Source organism: Streptomyces sp. NPDC048507, assembly GCF_043199995.1.
Classification (GTDB): domain Bacteria; phylum Actinomycetota; class Actinomycetes; order Streptomycetales; family Streptomycetaceae; genus Streptomyces.
Genome location: NZ_JBICWZ010000010.1, coordinates 239,741 through 256,672, shown reverse-complemented (window position 1 = coordinate 256,672; position 16,932 = coordinate 239,741). Strand labels below are relative to the sequence as shown.

Annotated in this window: 17 protein-coding genes; 13 read left to right on the top strand and 4 right to left on the bottom strand. The window is 71.8% G+C overall.

Annotated elements, in window-relative coordinates:
• Positions 1-108: 108 nt before the first annotated feature.
• Positions 109-573: a DUF6542 domain-containing protein gene (locus ACGFXC_RS26465; protein WP_393716733.1), complete on the bottom strand. Its 465-nt coding sequence runs from the start codon at positions 571-573 to the stop codon at positions 109-111.
• Between the two features lie 149 nt (positions 574-722).
• Between ACGFXC_RS26465 and ychF the strand changes: the two genes are divergently transcribed.
• The 3 genes from ychF to ACGFXC_RS26450 all read left to right on the top strand — a co-directional run bounded on the left by ychF (position 723) and on the right by ACGFXC_RS26450 (position 2,670).
• Positions 723-1,811 (top strand): redox-regulated ATPase YchF, encoded by a 1,089-nt coding sequence (gene ychF, locus ACGFXC_RS26460; protein ID WP_351828530.1) that lies wholly within the window; start codon positions 723-725, stop codon positions 1,809-1,811.
• 179 nt (positions 1,812-1,990) lie between these two features.
• Positions 1,991-2,275, top strand: a complete 285-nt coding sequence (locus ACGFXC_RS26455) for a hypothetical protein (protein ID WP_028438980.1) — start codon at positions 1,991-1,993, stop codon at positions 2,273-2,275.
• Positions 2,257-2,670, top strand: coding sequence for a PIN domain-containing protein (locus tag ACGFXC_RS26450; RefSeq protein ID WP_037661709.1), 414 nt, complete (start codon positions 2,257-2,259; stop codon positions 2,668-2,670). Before ACGFXC_RS26455 ends, ACGFXC_RS26450 begins: the two co-directional genes overlap by 19 nt.
• A gap of 532 nt (positions 2,671-3,202) precedes the next feature.
• Here the strand turns inward: ACGFXC_RS26450 and ACGFXC_RS26445 are convergent.
• Complete coding sequence (locus ACGFXC_RS26445; RefSeq protein WP_393716730.1) at positions 3,203-3,856, bottom strand: hypothetical protein; 654 nt, start codon at positions 3,854-3,856, stop codon at positions 3,203-3,205.
• Positions 3,857-4,009: 153 nt separating this feature from the next.
• Here ACGFXC_RS26445 and ACGFXC_RS26440 point away from each other — a divergent pair, with 153 nt between their 5' ends.
• The 3 genes from ACGFXC_RS26440 to ACGFXC_RS26430 all read left to right on the top strand — a co-directional run bounded on the left by ACGFXC_RS26440 (position 4,010) and on the right by ACGFXC_RS26430 (position 7,220).
• Complete coding sequence (locus tag ACGFXC_RS26440) at positions 4,010-5,155, top strand: alpha/beta hydrolase (protein ID WP_393716728.1); 1,146 nt, start codon at positions 4,010-4,012, stop codon at positions 5,153-5,155.
• Between the two features lie 173 nt (positions 5,156-5,328).
• Positions 5,329-6,435, top strand: coding sequence for an alpha/beta hydrolase (locus tag ACGFXC_RS26435; protein WP_393716726.1), 1,107 nt, complete (start codon positions 5,329-5,331; stop codon positions 6,433-6,435).
• A gap of 8 nt (positions 6,436-6,443) precedes the next feature.
• On the top strand, positions 6,444-7,220 hold the full coding sequence (locus ACGFXC_RS26430) for a trypsin-like serine peptidase (protein ID WP_393716724.1): 777 nt from the start codon (positions 6,444-6,446) through the stop codon (positions 7,218-7,220).
• A gap of 52 nt (positions 7,221-7,272) precedes the next feature.
• Here ACGFXC_RS26430 and ACGFXC_RS26425 read toward each other — a convergent pair whose 3' ends face one another.
• Both ACGFXC_RS26425 and ACGFXC_RS26420 read right to left on the bottom strand, forming a co-directional pair.
• Entirely contained in the window at positions 7,273-8,208 is a 936-nt protein-coding gene (locus ACGFXC_RS26425; RefSeq protein ID WP_393716722.1) for an EamA family transporter, read from the bottom strand.
• An 89-nt stretch (positions 8,209-8,297) separates the two neighbouring features.
• Entirely contained in the window at positions 8,298-9,407 is a 1,110-nt protein-coding gene (locus tag ACGFXC_RS26420) for a threonine synthase (RefSeq protein ID WP_393716720.1), read from the bottom strand.
• A 292-nt stretch (positions 9,408-9,699) separates the two neighbouring features.
• Between ACGFXC_RS26420 and ACGFXC_RS26415 the strand changes: the two genes are divergently transcribed.
• From ACGFXC_RS26415 to ACGFXC_RS26385, 7 genes are all read left to right on the top strand, one after another.
• Positions 9,700-11,274, top strand: coding sequence for a S8 family serine peptidase (locus tag ACGFXC_RS26415; protein ID WP_393716718.1), 1,575 nt, complete (start codon positions 9,700-9,702; stop codon positions 11,272-11,274).
• Positions 11,275-11,484: 210 nt separating this feature from the next.
• Positions 11,485-12,687 (top strand): DUF4190 domain-containing protein, encoded by a 1,203-nt coding sequence (locus tag ACGFXC_RS26410; RefSeq protein WP_393716716.1) that lies wholly within the window; start codon positions 11,485-11,487, stop codon positions 12,685-12,687.
• 137 nt (positions 12,688-12,824) lie between these two features.
• Positions 12,825-13,577 carry a GntR family transcriptional regulator gene (locus ACGFXC_RS26405; protein ID WP_393716714.1) on the top strand — a complete coding sequence of 251 codons (753 nt, stop codon included), beginning with the start codon at positions 12,825-12,827 and terminating at the stop codon, positions 13,575-13,577.
• A gap of 159 nt (positions 13,578-13,736) precedes the next feature.
• Positions 13,737-15,422, top strand: a complete 1,686-nt coding sequence (locus ACGFXC_RS26400) for a purine-cytosine permease family protein (protein ID WP_393716712.1) — start codon at positions 13,737-13,739, stop codon at positions 15,420-15,422.
• A 160-nt stretch (positions 15,423-15,582) separates the two neighbouring features.
• The gene (locus tag ACGFXC_RS26395) at positions 15,583-15,777 is read left to right on the top strand and encodes an SPOR domain-containing protein (RefSeq protein WP_266574127.1); all 195 of its coding nucleotides are present in this window, start codon (positions 15,583-15,585) and stop codon (positions 15,775-15,777) included.
• Positions 15,778-15,804: 27 nt separating this feature from the next.
• On the top strand, positions 15,805-16,215 hold the full coding sequence (locus ACGFXC_RS26390; RefSeq protein ID WP_393716710.1) for a (deoxy)nucleoside triphosphate pyrophosphohydrolase: 411 nt from the start codon (positions 15,805-15,807) through the stop codon (positions 16,213-16,215).
• Between the two features lie 165 nt (positions 16,216-16,380).
• Positions 16,381-16,809, top strand: a complete 429-nt coding sequence (locus tag ACGFXC_RS26385; RefSeq protein ID WP_393716764.1) for an ATP-binding protein — start codon at positions 16,381-16,383, stop codon at positions 16,807-16,809.
• Positions 16,810-16,932: the final 123 nt, after the last annotated feature.

Here is a 16,932-nt window from a genome sequence, read left to right as displayed (position 1 = left end):
CTTCGGTGCAGATGTCGCAATCCACACCGAACCCGGAGGCCCTCACCCATTTCAAGAACCCAGCACGCGTGTCACCAACGTCCCCGGACAACACAGCTAGGCCGTCTCTCAGGCCGTGCTGCTGCTGCGCCGGGCGGCGCGCCGGCGTCCGCTCAGCGCGGCCCGCCGCACCAGCGCGATCAGGGCGGCGGCCAGCGTGCCCGCGTAGAGCCACCCGGCGTGCAGGGACAGCGCCGACACCACCCCCATCAGCTGGCCGCCGACGCCGCCGGAGCCGCCCGAGACGGGCCACACTCCGGCGGCGAAGGCGATCGGCACGGAGACGGGCGCGGTGATCAGATCCGCCGGCCGCACCCACAGGGCCGTCGCGGCGGCCACGGGCAGGAAGAGCAGCCCGTAGGCGAAGAGCGAGGAATCGAAGAGCAGCCAGCAGACCCCGGCGGCCAGGAGCATCGCGGCGCACGCGAACAGCCCGCCCCCGAGCCCGGTCAGCCGGGGCCGCGGCAGGCGCCGCCCGGTCCGGGCCGCGGGGGGCCGGGGTCCGCGCGCCTGAGGGTGACGTACCGAACGCATCCTGTATTGCTCCACCCCACCAAACTAGGCGGGCGGCCGCCCGGATCGGTCCCCGGACACGCGTACATCGAGCGCAGCTCATCGGAAAGTAAACTGTCCGGTGGCCCACTCCGGGCCGCCGCCCCCTCCAGCTACGGGAAGTCGCCAACGTGTCGCTCACGATCGGAATCGTCGGCCTGCCGAATGTCGGCAAGTCGACCCTGTTCAACGCCCTGACCAAGAACGACGTGCTGGCGGCCAACTACCCGTTCGCCACCATCGAGCCGAACGTCGGCGTCGTCGGCGTCCCGGACCCGCGCCTCGCGGTCCTGGCCGGCATCTTCGGCTCGCAGAAGGTCCTCCCGGCCACGGTCGACTTCGTCGACATCGCGGGCATCGTGCGCGGCGCCTCGGAGGGCGAGGGCCTCGGCAACAAGTTCCTCGCGAACATCCGCGAGTCGGACGCGATCTGCCAGGTCATCCGCGCCTTCAAGGACGAGAACGTCGTCCACGTCGACGGCAAGGTCTCGCCCAAGGACGACATCGAGACGATCAACACCGAGCTGATCCTCGCCGACCTCCAGTCCATCGAGAAGGCGGAGCCGCGCCTGACGAAGGAGTCCCGCCTCCAGAAGGAGAAGGTCGCGGTCCTGGCCGCGGTCGTCGAGGCGAAGAAGATCCTCGAAGCGGGCGACACGCTCTTCTCGAAGGGCATCACCAAGGGCACGGAGCAGGGCGACCTCCTCCACGAGCTGCACCTGCTCACCACGAAGCCCTTCCTCTACGTCTTCAACGTGGACGAGGACGAGCTGACGGACGACGCCTTCAAGGCGGAGCAGTCCGCGCTGGTCGCCCCGGCCGAGGCCATCTTCCTGAACGCGAAGCTGGAGCAGGACCTCTCGGAGCTGGACGACGAGGAAGCCCTGGAGCTGCTCCAGTCGGTCGGCCAGGAGGAGCCCGGCCTCGCCACCCTCGGCCGCGTCGGCTTCGCCACCCTGGGTCTGCAGACCTACCTGACGGCCGGCCCGAAGGAAACCCGCGCCTGGACCATCAAGCAGGGCGCCACCGCCCCGGAGGCGGCCGGCGTCATCCACACCGACTTCCAGCGCGGCTTCATCAAGGCCGAGGTCATCTCCTTCGCGGACCTGGTCGAATGCGGCTCGGTCACCGAAGCCCGCGCGAAGGGCAAGGCCCGCATGGAGGGCAAGGAATACGTCATGCAGGACGGCGACGTGGTGGAGTTCCGCTTCAACGTGTAGTGGGCGACTTACCGCCACGTCGCTGATCTGGCAAACGTGCAGGTCAGGGAGGGTCCGACTCTTCGGAGTCGGGCCCTTTATTTTTCCCGTGCTGGGATTTGCGTGAGCGGGGCGCTGACCGAGCTGTGGAGGTAGTGCAGACGTGGCGTTTTTCCTACTCGTTTGACACAATCGAGGGTATGGCTGAGGCGACGTACAGCATCGGGGAAGGGCCAGCGACGCGGGTGAGCTTGTCGCTGCCGGAGGGGACCGCGGAGGCGATCCGGGCTCGCGTGGGCAAGCGGGAGTTCTCCGCGTTCATCGCCGAGGCGGTCGAGCGTGAGCTGCGCGGGCAGGTCCTGGACGAGTACCTGGCGGACTACGAGAGCCGCAAGGGGCCCGTCTCCGAGCCAGCTCGTCAGCGGGCGCGGCAGGTCTTCGACGAGGTGTTCGCCGAGGAGGCCGAGTGGCCCGCCGCAGGCTGAGTCACGAGGGGACGCTCGTCCTCGACAGCGAGGGACTCTCGAAGCTGCTCGCTGACGAAGAACAGGTGGTGGCCCTGATCGCCGAGGCGCGCTCGCGTGGCATGGAGGTCGTGATCAGTGCGCTCACCATCATCGAGGCCGTCCACGCCCGTACGAACAAGTCACGCCTGAACTGGGTGCTTTCCGGGCTGCGGGTCGTCCCGGTCGGTGACGAGGAGGCGAGGGCTGCCTCGAAGTTGCTGATGAATGCCGGATTGCACGGACACAAGTACGCGATCGACGCGGCCGTCGCCGAGGCCGCGCTGCGACAGCACCGCCCCGTGGTCATGCTGACTTCCGATATTGACGACATGGCCAAGCTGTGCGGCGAGCGGGTCCGGCTCGTGGCGGTGTGATTTCCCTTGGTCCGGCTCAGTAGGAGCGGGGTCCGTAGGGGCTCCAGTGACCGAGGAAGGGCTTGAGGTCGTTGCCACTGGGTTTCGGCGGCGTGGGCAGTTTCGGCGCTGAGACCGATTCGGTGAGGTTTTGGAGGTGCGCGTCCGCGAACGCGAGCCACGCCTCGACCTCGGTCCGCTTCTGCCCGGGCGGATCCGGCGGCCGTGGGCCGTGCCGGGGCCGAGGATCGCGTCGGGTACTCGGACGCCGGGCCTCGCGCTCGAAGCACACCGGCTCCAGGAGTGGTACCAGCTCGTCCGAACCCAGTCGCGCGCCGGTCGCCGCCCAGCTCGTCGCTTGGTGAGCTGCGATGCCGATGCCGGCGAGGACCGCGGGGATGATGGAAGAGCCCGGCGATCAGCTGCGACAGCAGTGGCACGACGAGGACAGGTTCAGCCCGGCGCGTCCGTGCAGCGCGGTGACGACCAGGACGCGCGGCTGGGTGCCGATGTCGCGCTGGTCCATGGACATGGCGTTGCGACCGTAGAAGCTTCACGCCTCCGTGCCGGGGGTCGACGGTTGCGGGCCGTGGCGCAGGGCCGCGGTGACGGCCGGGGTCAGGGGGAGTCCGGCGAGCACGTGGCGGACGGCGTCGAGGGGGACGGGGCGCTCGTAGTAGTCCTCGAAGTGGGACCGGACGGCCTCGGGGGAGGGGTCGGTGAGGAGGTGGAAGAGGTGACCGGAGCCGTCCGGGTCGGCGGTGCCCGTGGGGAACGTGATGGCCGAACCGGTGCGCCAGGCCGTGTCGCCGGTCTCCCACCACAGGCAGACGGTCACCCGGGGGGCGTCGACGTCTTCGTCGTAGAAGGCGGGGTCGTGCAGGAACGCGCTCAGCGGGGCGGGCACCTCATCGATGACGCCGGGCCAGACCCGCTCGTCGTCCGTCCCGTACGGGCTCATCCGCGACTCGTGGTCGAAGCCGCGTACGAGGGTGCCGGCCGGGGTGAACAGGACGCAGAAGTCGTCCCCCGAGCCGTTGTCCATCAGGGCCGCCTCGGTGCCGGGGCCCCAGGCGGGGGCGAAGGCGTACTGGGCGTACGACGGATCGTCCCCGATCGTGGCGTCCAGGACGGCCAGCGCACGCAGCAGGGCGCGGAGCCGGGGAGGGGCGGGCAGCAGGGCGGCGGTCTCGTACACGGTGGTCATGGCGTCATGGAAGCAGCCGCCGCTGACAGGCCGCCCGGGCGGGCGTCATCGGGTGTTCGCCCGGTGTTTTGCGCTCGGTCGGGGGTTTCGCCGAGACTCGCACATCAGGACGGTCCCGGCCCGGGGCGGCCATGAGCGTTCGGAGCGAAGTCCGTGCACGAGTACCCGCAGCAGTCGTCCGGCCGTGAGCCCGAGCCGGGGCGGCGCCCGGGGCGGCGCCGGCGTGCCGCGTGGGCCGGGGCCGGCGTCGGCTGCGCGCTGCTGCTCGGCGGCGGCGGGTTCGCCGCCTGGCAGAACGAGTGGTTCTCCGGGAATGGTGAGGCCGTCTCGTTCGGTAGCGGTAGCGGTAGCGGTAGCGGTAGCGGTAGCGGTGCCGCGGCGGCCGTCCCCGCGCCGTCCGTTTCCGCCCCAGCCCCCACGCCCAGCGGGGATCCGGACGTGTCCATGCCGTCCGGCCCGAAGTCGGGGTTCACGCAGACCACCAAGCTCGACGACGGCACCGTCATCGCCAAGACCCGGCTGGCCGGCGCCAAGTCCGGCTTCGAGGGTGACGTCTGGGTGTGGGCGCCCAAGGAGTACGACGACCCGAAGTACGCCAAGAGCGCCTTCCCGGTCCTCATCGCCCTGCCCGGCGGCAACGGCTTTCCGGCGAACTACTGGTCCGACCGCAGCCTCGGGCTCCAGAAGGCCATAGCCGACGGGGTCCAGGCGGGGACCAGCCTGCCGTTCATCGTGATCATGCCGGTGCTCAACCCCGACAACAAGTACTACTACGACGGCGCGGACATACCCGGACAGCCCAAGATGGGCACCTGGATCGCCGAGGACGTCCCCGACTTCACCCGCGCCAATTTCCGTACCTACAAGTCCCGCGACGGCTGGGCCTTCATGGGCTCCTCCTCCGGCGCCTTCGTCGGCATGAAGACCGTCCTGCAGCACCCGGACCGCTTCAAGGCCGTCATCGCCAGCGGCGGCGAGATCGTCCCCGACTCCCCGCTCTGGAAGGGGCACCAGGCGGAGATGGACGCGAACAACCCCGAGAAGCTCGCCCAGCGGCTGATCGACACCAACGGCCCCGAGGTGTACGTCAACTTCCAGGTCGGCACCAAGGAGACCGGCAAGGACCGCATGACGAAGTTCGTGCGGGAGTACGGCAAGGGCCCGGTCAAGACCACCATCCGCGACATCCAGAACGGCGAGCACAACGGCTGGCACTACGTGCGCGGCATGCGCGAGGGCTCGCTGGAGTGGATCAGCAAGGTGCTCAAGGGTCCGAAGCCGGAGCCCGCCGCCGGCTGAGTCCGGTCCGCCCCCCCCCGCGTCCCGTCCCTTCCGCCACGTGGCCCTCGCCACGTCGCCCCGGTCCCAGGCAACCCCTACGGTCGTTGACACCTCTGTACTGGTGTCAAGGGGGACCAATCGGTCCGACCCGCGCCCAACCAGGGCGCCGGAGAAGGAACGGGAACAAATCCGTGCAGTATGACCAGCAGGGCGACGGTGGCCCCACGACCAAGGGCGGCCGTCGCCCCCAGCGCCAGCGCCTGCGCCAGGGCCTGATCGGCGGTGCGGTCGCGCTCGTCCTGGCCGCCGGGGCGGGCGCGGCGTACGCCTTCGGCCTCTTCTCCGACCTCGGCGACCCGGTGTCCTTCGGGAAGACCCAGGAGTCGGCGGCCGCGGCGCAGGACATCCGGCCGGGGGTGCTGATGCCGACCGGGCCCAAGGCCGCGTTCGTGCGCACCAGCAGGCTGCCGGACGGCACGCAGATCGCGATGACCACGCTCACCGGCCGCAAGTCCGGCTTCACCGGTGACGTGTGGGTGTGGGCGCCCAAGGAGTACGACGACCCGAGGTACGCCAAGAGCGCCTTCCCGGTGCTGATCTCCCTGCCCGGCGGCCGCGGCTACCCCAAGAACTACTGGGGCACCGGCCCGGGCCTCGGCCTCCAGCAGGCCGTTGCCGACGGGTTCAACGCCGGCAAGAGCCTGCCCTTCATCCTCGTCATGCCGGTGATCAACGCCGACACCAAGCACCACTTCGACGGCTCGGACATCCCCGGCCAGCCGAAGATGGGCACCTGGATGGCCGAGGACGTCCCCGATTTCACGAAGGCCAATTTCCGCACCTTCACCTCCCGCGACGGCTGGGCCTTCATGGGCTCCTCCTCGGGCGGTTTCGGCGCCTTCAAGGACGTCCTGAAGTACCCCGACCGCTTCAAGGCGGTGATCGCCAGCGGTGTCGACTTCGTCCCGGACTCCCCGCTGTGGAAGGGGGACCGGCAGGCCATGGACGCGAACAACCCGGAGAAGCTCGCCGCGAAGCTGATCACGGAGGGCGGCCCCGACGTGTACGTGAACTTCCAGATCGGCACCAAGGAGAGCGGCCGGGAGCAGGCCGAGTCGTTCATGCGCGAGTACGGGAAGGGTCCCGTGCACACCCGGCTCCAGGTGATCCAGGATGGTGAGCACAATGGGAAGTCGTACGTACGTGGCATGAGGGAGGGCTCCCTGGAGTGGATCAGCAAGGTGATGCAGGGACCGACGCCCGACCCGGGACCGACCCCCGGCCCCGGCGCGGGATGAGCCCGGTGGTGAAGGGGGCCTCGGCCGCGGCCGTCGCCGGGATCGCGGCGGTGTGCGGGCTCGTGTTCTTCAGGGCGTCCGGCGACCAGTCGGTGCACCCCTTCCCCACCGTCGGCGTGCTCATGGCCAACGGCGAACACTGGTGCACGGCGAGCGTCGTCGACAGCCCCCGGGGCAACGTCGTCGCGACCGCCGCGCACTGCGTCGCCCCCGCGGGCGAGGACGGCCGTCCCGGCGAGGTCGCCCACGACGGGCTGGCCATCGGGGAGCTCTCCTTCGCCCCGGCCTTCAGCGGCGAGGGCTCCGGCACCCAGCCGCTCGGGGTGTGGAAGGTCCGCTCGATCCACGTGGACGAACGCTGGACGAAGTGGGGCGACGAGACCGCCGACTTCGCCTTCCTCACCATCGAGCCCGACGCGGACGGCCGCAGCGTGCAGCAGCGCGTCGGACGGGGCGAGGCGCCCAAGCCCGACTGGACCTCCGGGTACGAGCGGGACGTCACCGTGATCGGCTATCCGGAGTCCGAGCACAACCCGCAGAACAAGCCCGTCTCCTGCACCACCCAGACCCGCCACGACACGGACGACCCCGACATGCTCTACATCAGCTGCGCGGGTTTCTGGACGGGCACCAGCGGCAGCCCCTGGATCGCCGACCGGGGCGGTCCGGGCAGCCCGGGCCGGCTGATCGGGGTGCTCAGCGGCGGAGACACCGACGTGGACTCCACCGCGGCGGTCTTCGACGAGAAGGCGAAGGCCCTCTACGAGCGGGCCGCCGGAGGCTGACGGCCCGGCGGCGGACCCGGCGGGGGGCCGGGTGCGGCTGCGGCCCGGCCCGCTACTTCCTGCGTTCCGTGCTGACGATCACGCCCACCGCCAGCACCACGATCGCCCCGCCCAGCAGGATCGGCCAGGTCAGGGCCTCGTCCAGGATCAGCGAGCCGAGGGCCACCGCGACGACCGGATTGACGTAGGCGTACGTCGCCACCAGCGAGAGCGGCGCCGAGGAGCGCAGCAGCCACGCGTACGCGGTGAACCCGACCACCGACCCGATCAGCACCAGGTAGGCCAGCGCCACCCAGGAGGCGGTGGAGAAGGAGCCGACGTCCAGGCCGTGCGCCTCGCCGCGCAGCAGCCCGACGAGGAGCCCGCCGATCCCGCCCGCCAGCATCTGGTAGGCGCTGCCGGTGAACGGGTTCTCCGGCAGCGGCAGCTTCGACCCCGAGAACGTGCCCAGCGACCACAGCACCGACGCCGCCAGCACCAGCAACACCCCCGACAGCCGGACCTCGCCGCTCAGCCCCGGACTGGTCAGCACCGCCAGCCCCGCCAGACCCACCAGCACCCCGGCCACGGTGCTCAGCGGCGGCCGGTCCCCGGTGACGGCGCGCAGCACCACCACCCAGATCGGCACGGCCGCCACCAGCAGCGCCGCCAGCCCGGAGGGCACCGACGTCTCGCCGAGCACCACCAGGCCGTTGCCGCCGAGCACCAGCAGCAGCCCGACCAGTACGGCCGAGCCGAGCTGCGCCCGGGTGGCCCGCAGGGCGCCGGGGCCGTAGCGCCAGGCGACGATCGCGGCGAGCACCAGGGCGGCGGTGACGAAGCGGGTCCCGGCGGAGAGGAACGGCGGCATGGTCCGTACGACGATCCGGATGCCGAGGTAGGTCGAACCCCAGACGACGTAGACGAGGGCGAGGGCCAGCCATACGGCCCCGGTGACCTCGCGCTGCGGGGCGTTCGCGGAGGTCGCCGGGGGCGTCGGGGTGCTCATGGCCGGAGCCTATGGTCGCCCCGCCCTGCACGCTTCCCGGTATCTCACCCTTTGGGCGGGGCGCGACGACCCGCCGTACGGGCCGGGCGTCAGGCCAGGCCCGCTTTCGCGCCCGCCCCGCACAGGGGGAGGACGGCCGTGCGGCCCTGGAGCGGGTCGTCGGGGGCGCCCGGCCCGACCGCCGCCCAGCAGGCGGCCGCCGTCGGCTCCACGAACAGCCCGCGCCGGGCCAGGTCCCGCTGGGCGGCGCGCAGCCGGTCGTCCGGCACCGTCAGGAAGGTGCCGCCGGACTTCCGCACCGCCGCCAGGATCTGCCGGGCCCGCGGCGGCGCCGGGATCGCGATGCCCTCGGCCGCGGTGGGCAGCTGCGGCACCGGCTCCGCGTCCTCCGCGCCCGCCGCGAACGCCCCGGCCAGCGGCGCCACCGCCGCCGACTGCACCGCGATCAGCGCCGGTGCCCGCACCCCGCGCCGGGCCAGCTCCTCCACCGCCAGCGCCGCGCCCAGCAGCAGCGTGCCGTTGCCCACCGGGACGACGAGGGCCTCGGGGAGGCGGCCGCCGAGGGCCTCCCAGATCTCGTACGCGTACGTCTTCGTGCCGTGCAGGAAGTACGGGTTGAAGACGTGGCTCGCGTAGAAGACGCCCGGGCCGTCCGCCGCGGTCCGGGCGGCGGCCGCGGTGGCCTCGCGGCCGCCCGGGACGACCCGTACGGCCGCCCCGTGCGCCCGCATCTGCTCGGTCTTCTTCTCCGACGTGCCCTCGGGCACGAAAACTTCACAATCCAGGCCGGCCCGCGCGCAGTACGCCGCCACCGCGGTTCCGGCGTTGCCGCTGCTGTCGGCGACGACCCGCTCGGGAGCCAGGCGCCGGGCCAGCTCGGCGAGCATCACCGCACCCCGGTCCTTGAAGGACAGGGTGGGCATCAGGTAGTCGAGTTTGGCGTGAACCCGCTCCGCGAGCGGCACCAGCGGAGTGTTTCCCTCTGCGAGCGAGACCGAGAACGCCCCCGGCAGCGGCAGTGCGGCCGCGTACCGCCACAGGGAGTTGGGTCCGGCCGCCGGATCGAGGGCGGTGGCCGGATCCGGGACGAAGTCGAGGTCCCACGGGCCGGCGCAGAGCGGGCAGCACCACGGGGCGGTCCGCACGTCGGCGCGCGTGCCGTCCTCGGGGCAGACGTAGCCGGGCAGTGCGTGCGTCATGTGCTGACCACCTTTGCTCTTTCATGGCCGTCGTATGGCACGGATGTTACGCGTCCGTTGTCCTCTTGTGGGATGCCGCACGGGTGGGTCAACCTTTCGGAGGCGACGGGCCGTTGGGCTCCCCGTCTTGTCATGTGCATGCAATTCGGCAGGCCCCGGCACGGCTCCCGGCAAGGCGCGCGACCCCGCGGAACCCGCTCGACCCCCCCGCACCGAACCGCCCCGTACCACCCCCCGTACCACCCCCCGTACCACCCCCCGCAGCGCACCACCTATGAGGAGGACCCCTCACATGTCCGTGATGCGTCACACCCGCCGGAAGTTCGCCGGCATCAGCGCGACCGCCGTGGTGGCCCTCGCGCTCGGCGCGGCCGCCGCGTTACCCGCCTCGGCGGCCGACCACGGCGCGCAGGGCGTCATCGAGAACGCGGGAGCCGCCGGAACCGTCGCCGGCAGCTACATCGTGACCCTGCGCGACTCCGCCGCCCGGTCCACCGCCGACAGCGGCAAGGCCGTCGCCAAGCGCTACGGCGCCACGATCGACCGGACCTACAGCGCGGCCCTCAACGGCTACTCCGTGCGCGTCTCCGAGGCGCAGGCCAGGAAGCTCGCCGCCGACCCGGCCGTGGCGTCGGTCGTGCAGGACCGCGTCTTCACCGTCGACGCCACCCAACCCAACCCGCCGTCCTGGGGCCTGGACCGGATCGACCAGCGGGCGCTCCCCCTCGACCAGAGCTACACCTACCCCGACAAGGCCGGCGAGGGGGTGACGGCGTACATCATCGACACCGGCGTCCGGATCACCCACCAGGACCTCGGCGGCCGCGCCTCCTACGGCTTCGACGCCATCGACAACGACAACACGGCGCAGGACGGCCACGGCCACGGCACGCACGTCGCCGGCACGGTCGCGGGCGGCGCGTACGGCGTGGCCAAGAAGGCGAAGATCGTCGGTGTCCGCGTGCTCGACAACAACGGATCCGGGACGACGGCCCAGGTCGTCGCCGGCATCGACTGGGTGACCCGCAACGCGGTCAAGCCCGCCGTGGCCAACATGTCGCTCGGCGGCGGCGCCGACTCCGCGCTCGACACGGCCGTGCGCAACTCGATCGCCTCCGGAATCACCTACGGCGTCGCGGCGGGCAACGAGTCCACCGACGCCTCGTCCAAGTCCCCGGCGCGGGTGGCCGAGGCGATCACGGTCGGTGCGACCACCAACACGGACGCGAAGGCCGGCTACTCCAACTACGGCTCCATCCTGGACATCTTCGCCCCCGGCTCCAACATCACCTCCTCGTGGGGCACCGGCGACACGGCGACGAACACCATCTCGGGCACCTCGATGGCCACCCCGCACGTGGTGGGCGCGGCGGCCCTGTACCTGGCGCAGAACCCGGGCAGCACCCCGGCGCAGGTCCGTGACGGCCTGGTCGCGGCGGCCACCCCGAACGTGGTCACCGGCCCCGGCACCGGCTCCCCGAACCGTCTGCTGAACGTGGGCGCGGGCACCACCCCGCCGAACCCGGGCACCCGCTTCGAGAACACCGCCGACTACGCGGTCAACGACAACTCCACCGTCGAGTCGCCGATCACCGTCAGCGGGATCTCCGGCAACGCCCCGGCGACGCTGAGCGTGCCCGTGGACATCAAGCACACGTACGTCGGTGACCTGAAGGTCGACCTCGTCGCCCCCGACGGCAGCGTCTACAACCTGCGCAACCGCACCGGCGGCAGCGCGGACAACATCGTCCAGACGTTCACGGTGAACGCCTCCTCCGAGGTCGCCAACGGCGTCTGGAAGCTGCGCGTGGCCGACCTCGCCGCAGCGGACACCGGGAAGATCGACTCCTGGGCGCTGCAGTTCTGAGCGGGCCCGGACCGACCTCCGCCCGGGTGACCGGGCGGCGTGGGGCGCGATGACGGGCTGGATCGCGCGATGAACGGCGGGGGTGACCGGATCTTCGGTCACCCCCGCTGCGTACTATTCGCGCAATCGTTCGCCTCTCGGGCCGTGTGGGGCGTGCCCCGCGGGGCACGCCCGCCCCGTCGCCCGCCCCGCCGTTGGAGTACGCCCCCCGTGAGCAGCCCGCCGCCCCCGCAGCAGCCCCCCGCCGGCGGGGCACCACAGCCGCAGCCGTACCCGTACCCTCAGGCCGCGCGGCCGGTCTGGGCGCCGCCCGGGATCACGCCGAGGCCCCCGCTCAACGGGTTCGCCCTCGCCTCGCCGCTGGTCGGTCTGGTCTGCCTGCCGCCGCTCGGGATCGCCTTCGGCATCGTGGCGCTGGTGCAGATCGGGCGCCGGGGCGGGCGCGGCAGGGCGCTCGCGATCACCGGTCTGGTGGTGTCCGCGGTGATGAGCGTCGTGCTCGTCCTCGGCGTGGCGAGCCAGGGCAGGGCCTTCCTCGAACGGCTGGGCGCGGCCCGGCCGCTGGAGCAGGTGGAGGGGGAGCTGACGGGGCTCGACGAACTGCGCGCCGGGGACTGCTTCAACGTCCGGCGCGGGGACCTGCTGGCCGAGGACCCCTTCATCTACCGGACCGGCTGCGAGCGGGTGCACGACGCCGAGGTGTCGGGAGTGACCACCGTCGGCACGGGGCTGGAATTCTTCCCGGGGTCGTCGAAGGTCGAGCAGATCGCCGAGGCGGCCTGCTGGAAGGTGCAGGACGACTACGCGAGGGACACCTGGGCGCTGCCCGGGTACGCGGACATGTACTACTTCGCCCCCTCGCGCGCGACCTGGAGCTCCGGGGACCGCGGCCTGGTGTGCGTCATCGGCACGCCGGAGCGGGAGCACCGGGGCAGTCTGCGCAAGGACGCGGGAGCGCTGACGTCCGACCAGGCGGCGCTGCTGGAGGTACTGAACGGGGCGGACGAGGCGCTGGGCGAGGCCCCGGAGGTCCGGCCCGGCGGACCGCTGCCGGAGTACCGGCGCTGGGCGGGCGAGGTCGACGCGGCGCTGGGCGCGCAGGAACGGCTGCTGCGGGACGCGAGCGCCCGGACGGACGTGGGCCCGGCGGCCGCCGCCCGGCTCCGCGAGGTGGAGGCGGCGCGCAAGGAGTGGCAGCGGGCCTCCCGTGCGGCGACGGCGGCGGACTTCCGGCAGGCGTGCGACGCGGCGCGGGGCGCGATGTCGGTGGAGGCGGAGAAGCAACTGCGGGGCGCGTACGGGCTCTCCACCCGGGTGCCGGAATGGCTGGAGGGATCGTCGGAGGGCGAGGACGGGGACGAGGACGGGGGCGGCGGGAGCCCCGGCGGCGGGCCGTCGGCGGAGTCGGTCTGAGGTCCTGTGGGTAACGGGTGGTAACGGGTTTGAGTGACCAGGCTTCATCACTTCGAGTGAAACTCTGGCCCGTGCTTGCGCACTTCAACCGTCGGTTGCCAGGGTGTAGCTGTCTGTCAACCTGATGGGAGTGGCCCGTGACTTTCGGTGAGCAGCCGGCCTATCTGCGCGTCGCCGGGGATCTGCGACGGAAGATCGTCGATGGGTCCCTGCCCCCGCACGCCCGGCTCCCTTCACAGGCCCGGATCCGCGAGGAGTACGGGGTCTCCGACACCGTGGCGCTGGAGGCCCGCAAGGTCCTCATGGCGGAGGGCCTCGTCGAGGGCCGCTCCGGATCCGGTACGTACGTGCGCGAGCAGCCCGTGCCGCGGCGGGTCGCGCGCTCCGGCTACCGCACGGGCGGGGCGTCGACGCCGTTCCGCCAGGAGCAGGCGGACGCGGGGGCGCGCGGGACCTGGGACTCCGCCAGCGAGCAGACCGGCGCGCCGGCCGAGATCGCGCGGCGGCTGGGCATCGAGCCGGGGGAGCGGGTCATGCGCACCCGGTACGTGTACCGGGACGCGGGCGAGGCGATGATGCTGTCCACCTCCTGGGAGCCGCTCGCCGTGACGGGCCGGACCCCGGTGATGCTGCCGGAGGAGGGGCCGCTGGGCGGTTCGGGGGTGGTGGACCGGATGGCGGCGATCGACGTGGTCGTGGACAACGTGGTCGAGGAGGTCGGCGCGCGGCCGGGGCTGGCGGAGGAGATCATGTCGCTGGGCGGGGTCCCGGGACACGTGGTCCTCGTCGTGACCCGTACGTACTTCGCGTCGGGCCGCGCCGTGGAAACGGCGGACGTCGTCGTCCCGGCCGACCGGTACCGGCTCTCGTACCACCTCCCCGTCCGCTGACCCGTCCGCCGTCCGTCCGCCGCAAGCCGGGCGTACCGGTGAGCGGAGGGTGGTGCGCGGTGCGGTTCACGCCGGTGTGACGTGGCGCGGGGGCGCGTAACCGGCGCGCAACGCCGTGGTGTGACGGGGCGTCACGGGACGGGCCTACCTTGCGGCGGTATGACCGAGACCGCCACCAGCCCCGCGCCCCCGGCCCGCCCCCGCCGGAGCTACGCCAAGCTCGCCGCCGACGAGAGCCGCGAGGACTACTCGCTGCGGTACGCCCCGCACGCCTTCCGCCGCTGGAGCCCCGGCGCCGTCGCCGGCACCGCGCTCGGCGGGATCGCCTACCTCGCCGATTTCGCCATCGGCGCCTCTATCGTCTTCGCCTACGGCTTCACCAGCGGCGCCGCCGCGATCCTCGCCGCCGCCGTGGTGATCTTCCTGACCGGCATCCCCATCGCCCGCGCGTGCGCCAGGTACGGACTGGACATGGACCTGGTGACCCGCGGCGCCGGCTTCGGGTACTTCGGGTCGACGCTGACCTCGCTGATCTACGCCTCCTTCACCTTCATCTTCTTCGCCCTCGAAGGCTCGATCATGGCGCAGGCCATGCACCAGGCCTTCGGGCTCCCGGTCCAGGCCGGCTACCTCCTCACCACACTGATCGTGATCCCCGTCGTCTTCCGCGGGATGGGCGCCCTCGCCAAGGTGCAGGCCTGGACCCAGCCCGTCTGGCTGATCGGGCTCGCGCTGCCCTTCCTGGTGCTGGCCTTCGAGGCCCCCGACGCCTGGGGCGCCTTCACGCACTTCGGCGGCACCGACGGCGCGGGCTCCGGATTCTCCTGGCTCGGCTTCGGCTTCGGGACCGGCATCGCGCTGTCGCTGATCGCCCAGATCGGCGAACAGGCCGACTACCTCAGGTTCATGCCGGCCGAGACCTCCGCCAACCGCCGCCGCCGCGCCCTGGCCGTCCTCGCCGCGGGCCCCGGCTGGGTGGTCATCGGCGCCGCCAAACAGCTCGGCGGCGCCTTCCTCGCCTTCGTCGCCCTGGAAGCCGTCGGCAAGACCCACGCCCTGGAGCCGATCGCCCCGCAGGTCGAGGCGCTGCGCCCGTGGCTCGGCGGCTTCGCCCTGCCCGCCGCCGCCCTCTTCGTGATCGTCTCCCAGATCAAGATCAACGTCACCAACGCCTACAGCGGTTCGCTGTCCTGGTCCAACTTCTTCTCCCGTGTGACCCACCGCCACCCCGGCCGGGTCTGGTACATCTTCCTCAACCTCGCCATCGCACTCACGCTGATGGAGCTGGACATGTTCGCGATGCTCGGCAAGCTGCTGGGCTTCTACTCCAACGTCGGGATCGCCTGGATCGCCGCCGTGGCGGCCGACCTCGTGATCAACAAGCGGCTCGGACTCAGCCCGCCCGCCATCGAGTTCAAGCGCGCCTACCTGTACGCCGTCAACCCGGCGGGTTTCGGCGCGATGCTGATCGCCTCCATCGTTTCGATCCTCGCCTTCTTCGGGCTCTTCGGCATCCACGCCGAGGCCTTCTCCACCTTCATCGCCGCCGGACTCGCCCTGCTGCTGTGCCCGTTGATCGCCTGGGCGACGGGCGGGAAGTACTACCTGGCCAGGCCGAACACCGTGAGCGGACCGGACGCGCACGTCGAGGACATCACCGCGACCCACACCTGCGCCGAGTGCGAGACGGCGTACGAACTCCCGGACATCGCCGACTGTCCCGTGCGGTCCGGGCCGGTCTGTTCGCTCTGCTGCTCCCTCGACGCCACCTGCGGGGACGCCTGCCGCAAGGTCCCCGGCGCAGGTCCCGTGGCCCTGCCGGCGCCCTCGGTGCGCCCCGCCTGAACCGGCTCGCACGGCCCGTTCGTACGCCTGGCCGGATGCGTACGCCCCCGAGGTACCTCTTCGTGAAAAACCGTATCCGCTGAGTGAAGGTCGGGCGTAAGCTCGGGCATATGCGCAATGCGGTTTCCTGGGCAGGTACATCGGCGGAGGGTGGAGCGCGATGAACGACAGCGGTGCCCTGCTCCCATGGCTGGTCATACGTCAGGACGACAACGGCAACCGCTACCGGGTGGGCCGGTACTCCACCCGGGCCGAGGCCCAGAAGGTCGTCGACAGCCTCGACGACCGGGGACACAAGCAGCTGTACTGGGTCGAGCGGATCGGACAGGGAAGCCAGACCGCCACGACGAACTGACGGCCGGCGCTGGCATAGGCTCCGTCCATGACTGTACGCGTGGTCGTGGGCGGAGCCCTTTGTCGTGACGGGCGGCTGCTGGCCGCCCGGCGCAGTGCGCCCCCCGAGGTGGCCGGCCGGTGGGAGCTCCCGGGCGGCAAGGCCGAACCGGGCGAAACCGTACCCGAGGCGCTCGTGCGCGAACTGCGCGAGGAGCTCGGCGTCGAGGCCGAGGCGCTGGAGCGGATCCCGGGGGAATGGCCGCTGAAGCCGGGTTTCGTGCTGCACGTGTGGACCGCGCGGCTGCTCTCGGGCGAGCCCGAGCCGCTGGAGGACCACGACGAGCTGCGCTGGCTCGGGCCGCACGAGCTGGACTCGGTGGACTGGCTCGACCAGGACCGCCCGGCCGTCGCGGAGGCCGGCCGACGGCTGCGCGACGGGGCGCACCGGGGCGCGTGACGCGCACGCGGTAGGCCGTCTGCGCCACAGTGCGCCGGTGCGTGGGGGATCGGGCCGGATCGGGTGGTACGACGCCTCATATAGGGGGTATGTCGCTATTAGTCCCAATCTCGTCCCCCCTTTCGTCCCCGACGAACCTGACAGGGGTCGCTGGTGGCCCGGGAAGTGATCGGCGTGATCGACACAGACGGTGAGTGCGCCGAGTGGGCCTTTCCCGCCGAGCCCGGTGCCGTCCGCACCGCCCGCCACGCCGTGCGCGCCGCACTGCGCTCCTGGGGACTGGACTCCGTCGGTGACGTGACCGTCCTGCTGGTCAGTGAACTGGTGACCAACTCCCTGCGCTACGCCTCCGGTCCCATCGGGGTCCGCCTGGAACGGCGCCACCCGGACGCCGACGGCCGGGCGGGCGGCCCCGCCCTGCTGGTGGAGGTCTCCGATCCGCTTCCGGATCCACCCCGCGAGCGGGTCGCGCAACCGGACGACGAGGGCGGGCGGGGGCTGCATCTGGTCGCCGTCTCGGCGCAGCGCTGGGGGACCCGGCACGGGAAGTCGGGCAAGACCGTGTGGTTCGAGTTGGCTCTTCCTGGTGAGTAACAAGGAGAAGGGTGGCAGGGGGTCTCCCGGAAGGCGTCCGGTGGAGACCGCCGGGCGTGGCCGGAAAACAACGGGACCCTTTTGTGATCGTGAACGCCGTGCCGTACGGGGCCGTGGTGCTGA

What these genes read in the sequence shown, in the direction of transcription:
- ACGFXC_RS26465 (WP_393716733.1), bottom strand. Translation starts at nt 573, where the DNA reads ATGCGTTCGGTACGTCACCCTCAGGCGCGCGGACCCCGGCCCCCCGCG.
- ACGFXC_RS26445 (WP_393716730.1), bottom strand. Translation starts at nt 3,856, where the DNA reads ATGACCACCGTGTACGAGACCGCCGCCCTGCTGCCCGCCCCTCCCCGG.
- ACGFXC_RS26425 (WP_393716722.1), bottom strand. Translation starts at nt 8,208, where the DNA reads ATGAGCACCCCGACGCCCCCGGCGACCTCCGCGAACGCCCCGCAGCGC.
- ACGFXC_RS26400 (WP_393716712.1), top strand. Translation starts at nt 13,737, where the DNA reads ATGACCGAGACCGCCACCAGCCCCGCGCCCCCGGCCCGCCCCCGCCGG.
- ACGFXC_RS26395 (WP_266574127.1), top strand. Translation starts at nt 15,583, where the DNA reads ATGAACGACAGCGGTGCCCTGCTCCCATGGCTGGTCATACGTCAGGAC.
- ACGFXC_RS26455 (WP_028438980.1), top strand. Translation starts at nt 1,991, where the DNA reads ATGGCTGAGGCGACGTACAGCATCGGGGAAGGGCCAGCGACGCGGGTG.
- ACGFXC_RS26420 (WP_393716720.1), bottom strand. Translation starts at nt 9,407, where the DNA reads ATGACGCACGCACTGCCCGGCTACGTCTGCCCCGAGGACGGCACGCGC.
- ACGFXC_RS26415 (WP_393716718.1), top strand. Translation starts at nt 9,700, where the DNA reads ATGTCCGTGATGCGTCACACCCGCCGGAAGTTCGCCGGCATCAGCGCG.
- ACGFXC_RS26390 (WP_393716710.1), top strand. Translation starts at nt 15,805, where the DNA reads ATGACTGTACGCGTGGTCGTGGGCGGAGCCCTTTGTCGTGACGGGCGG.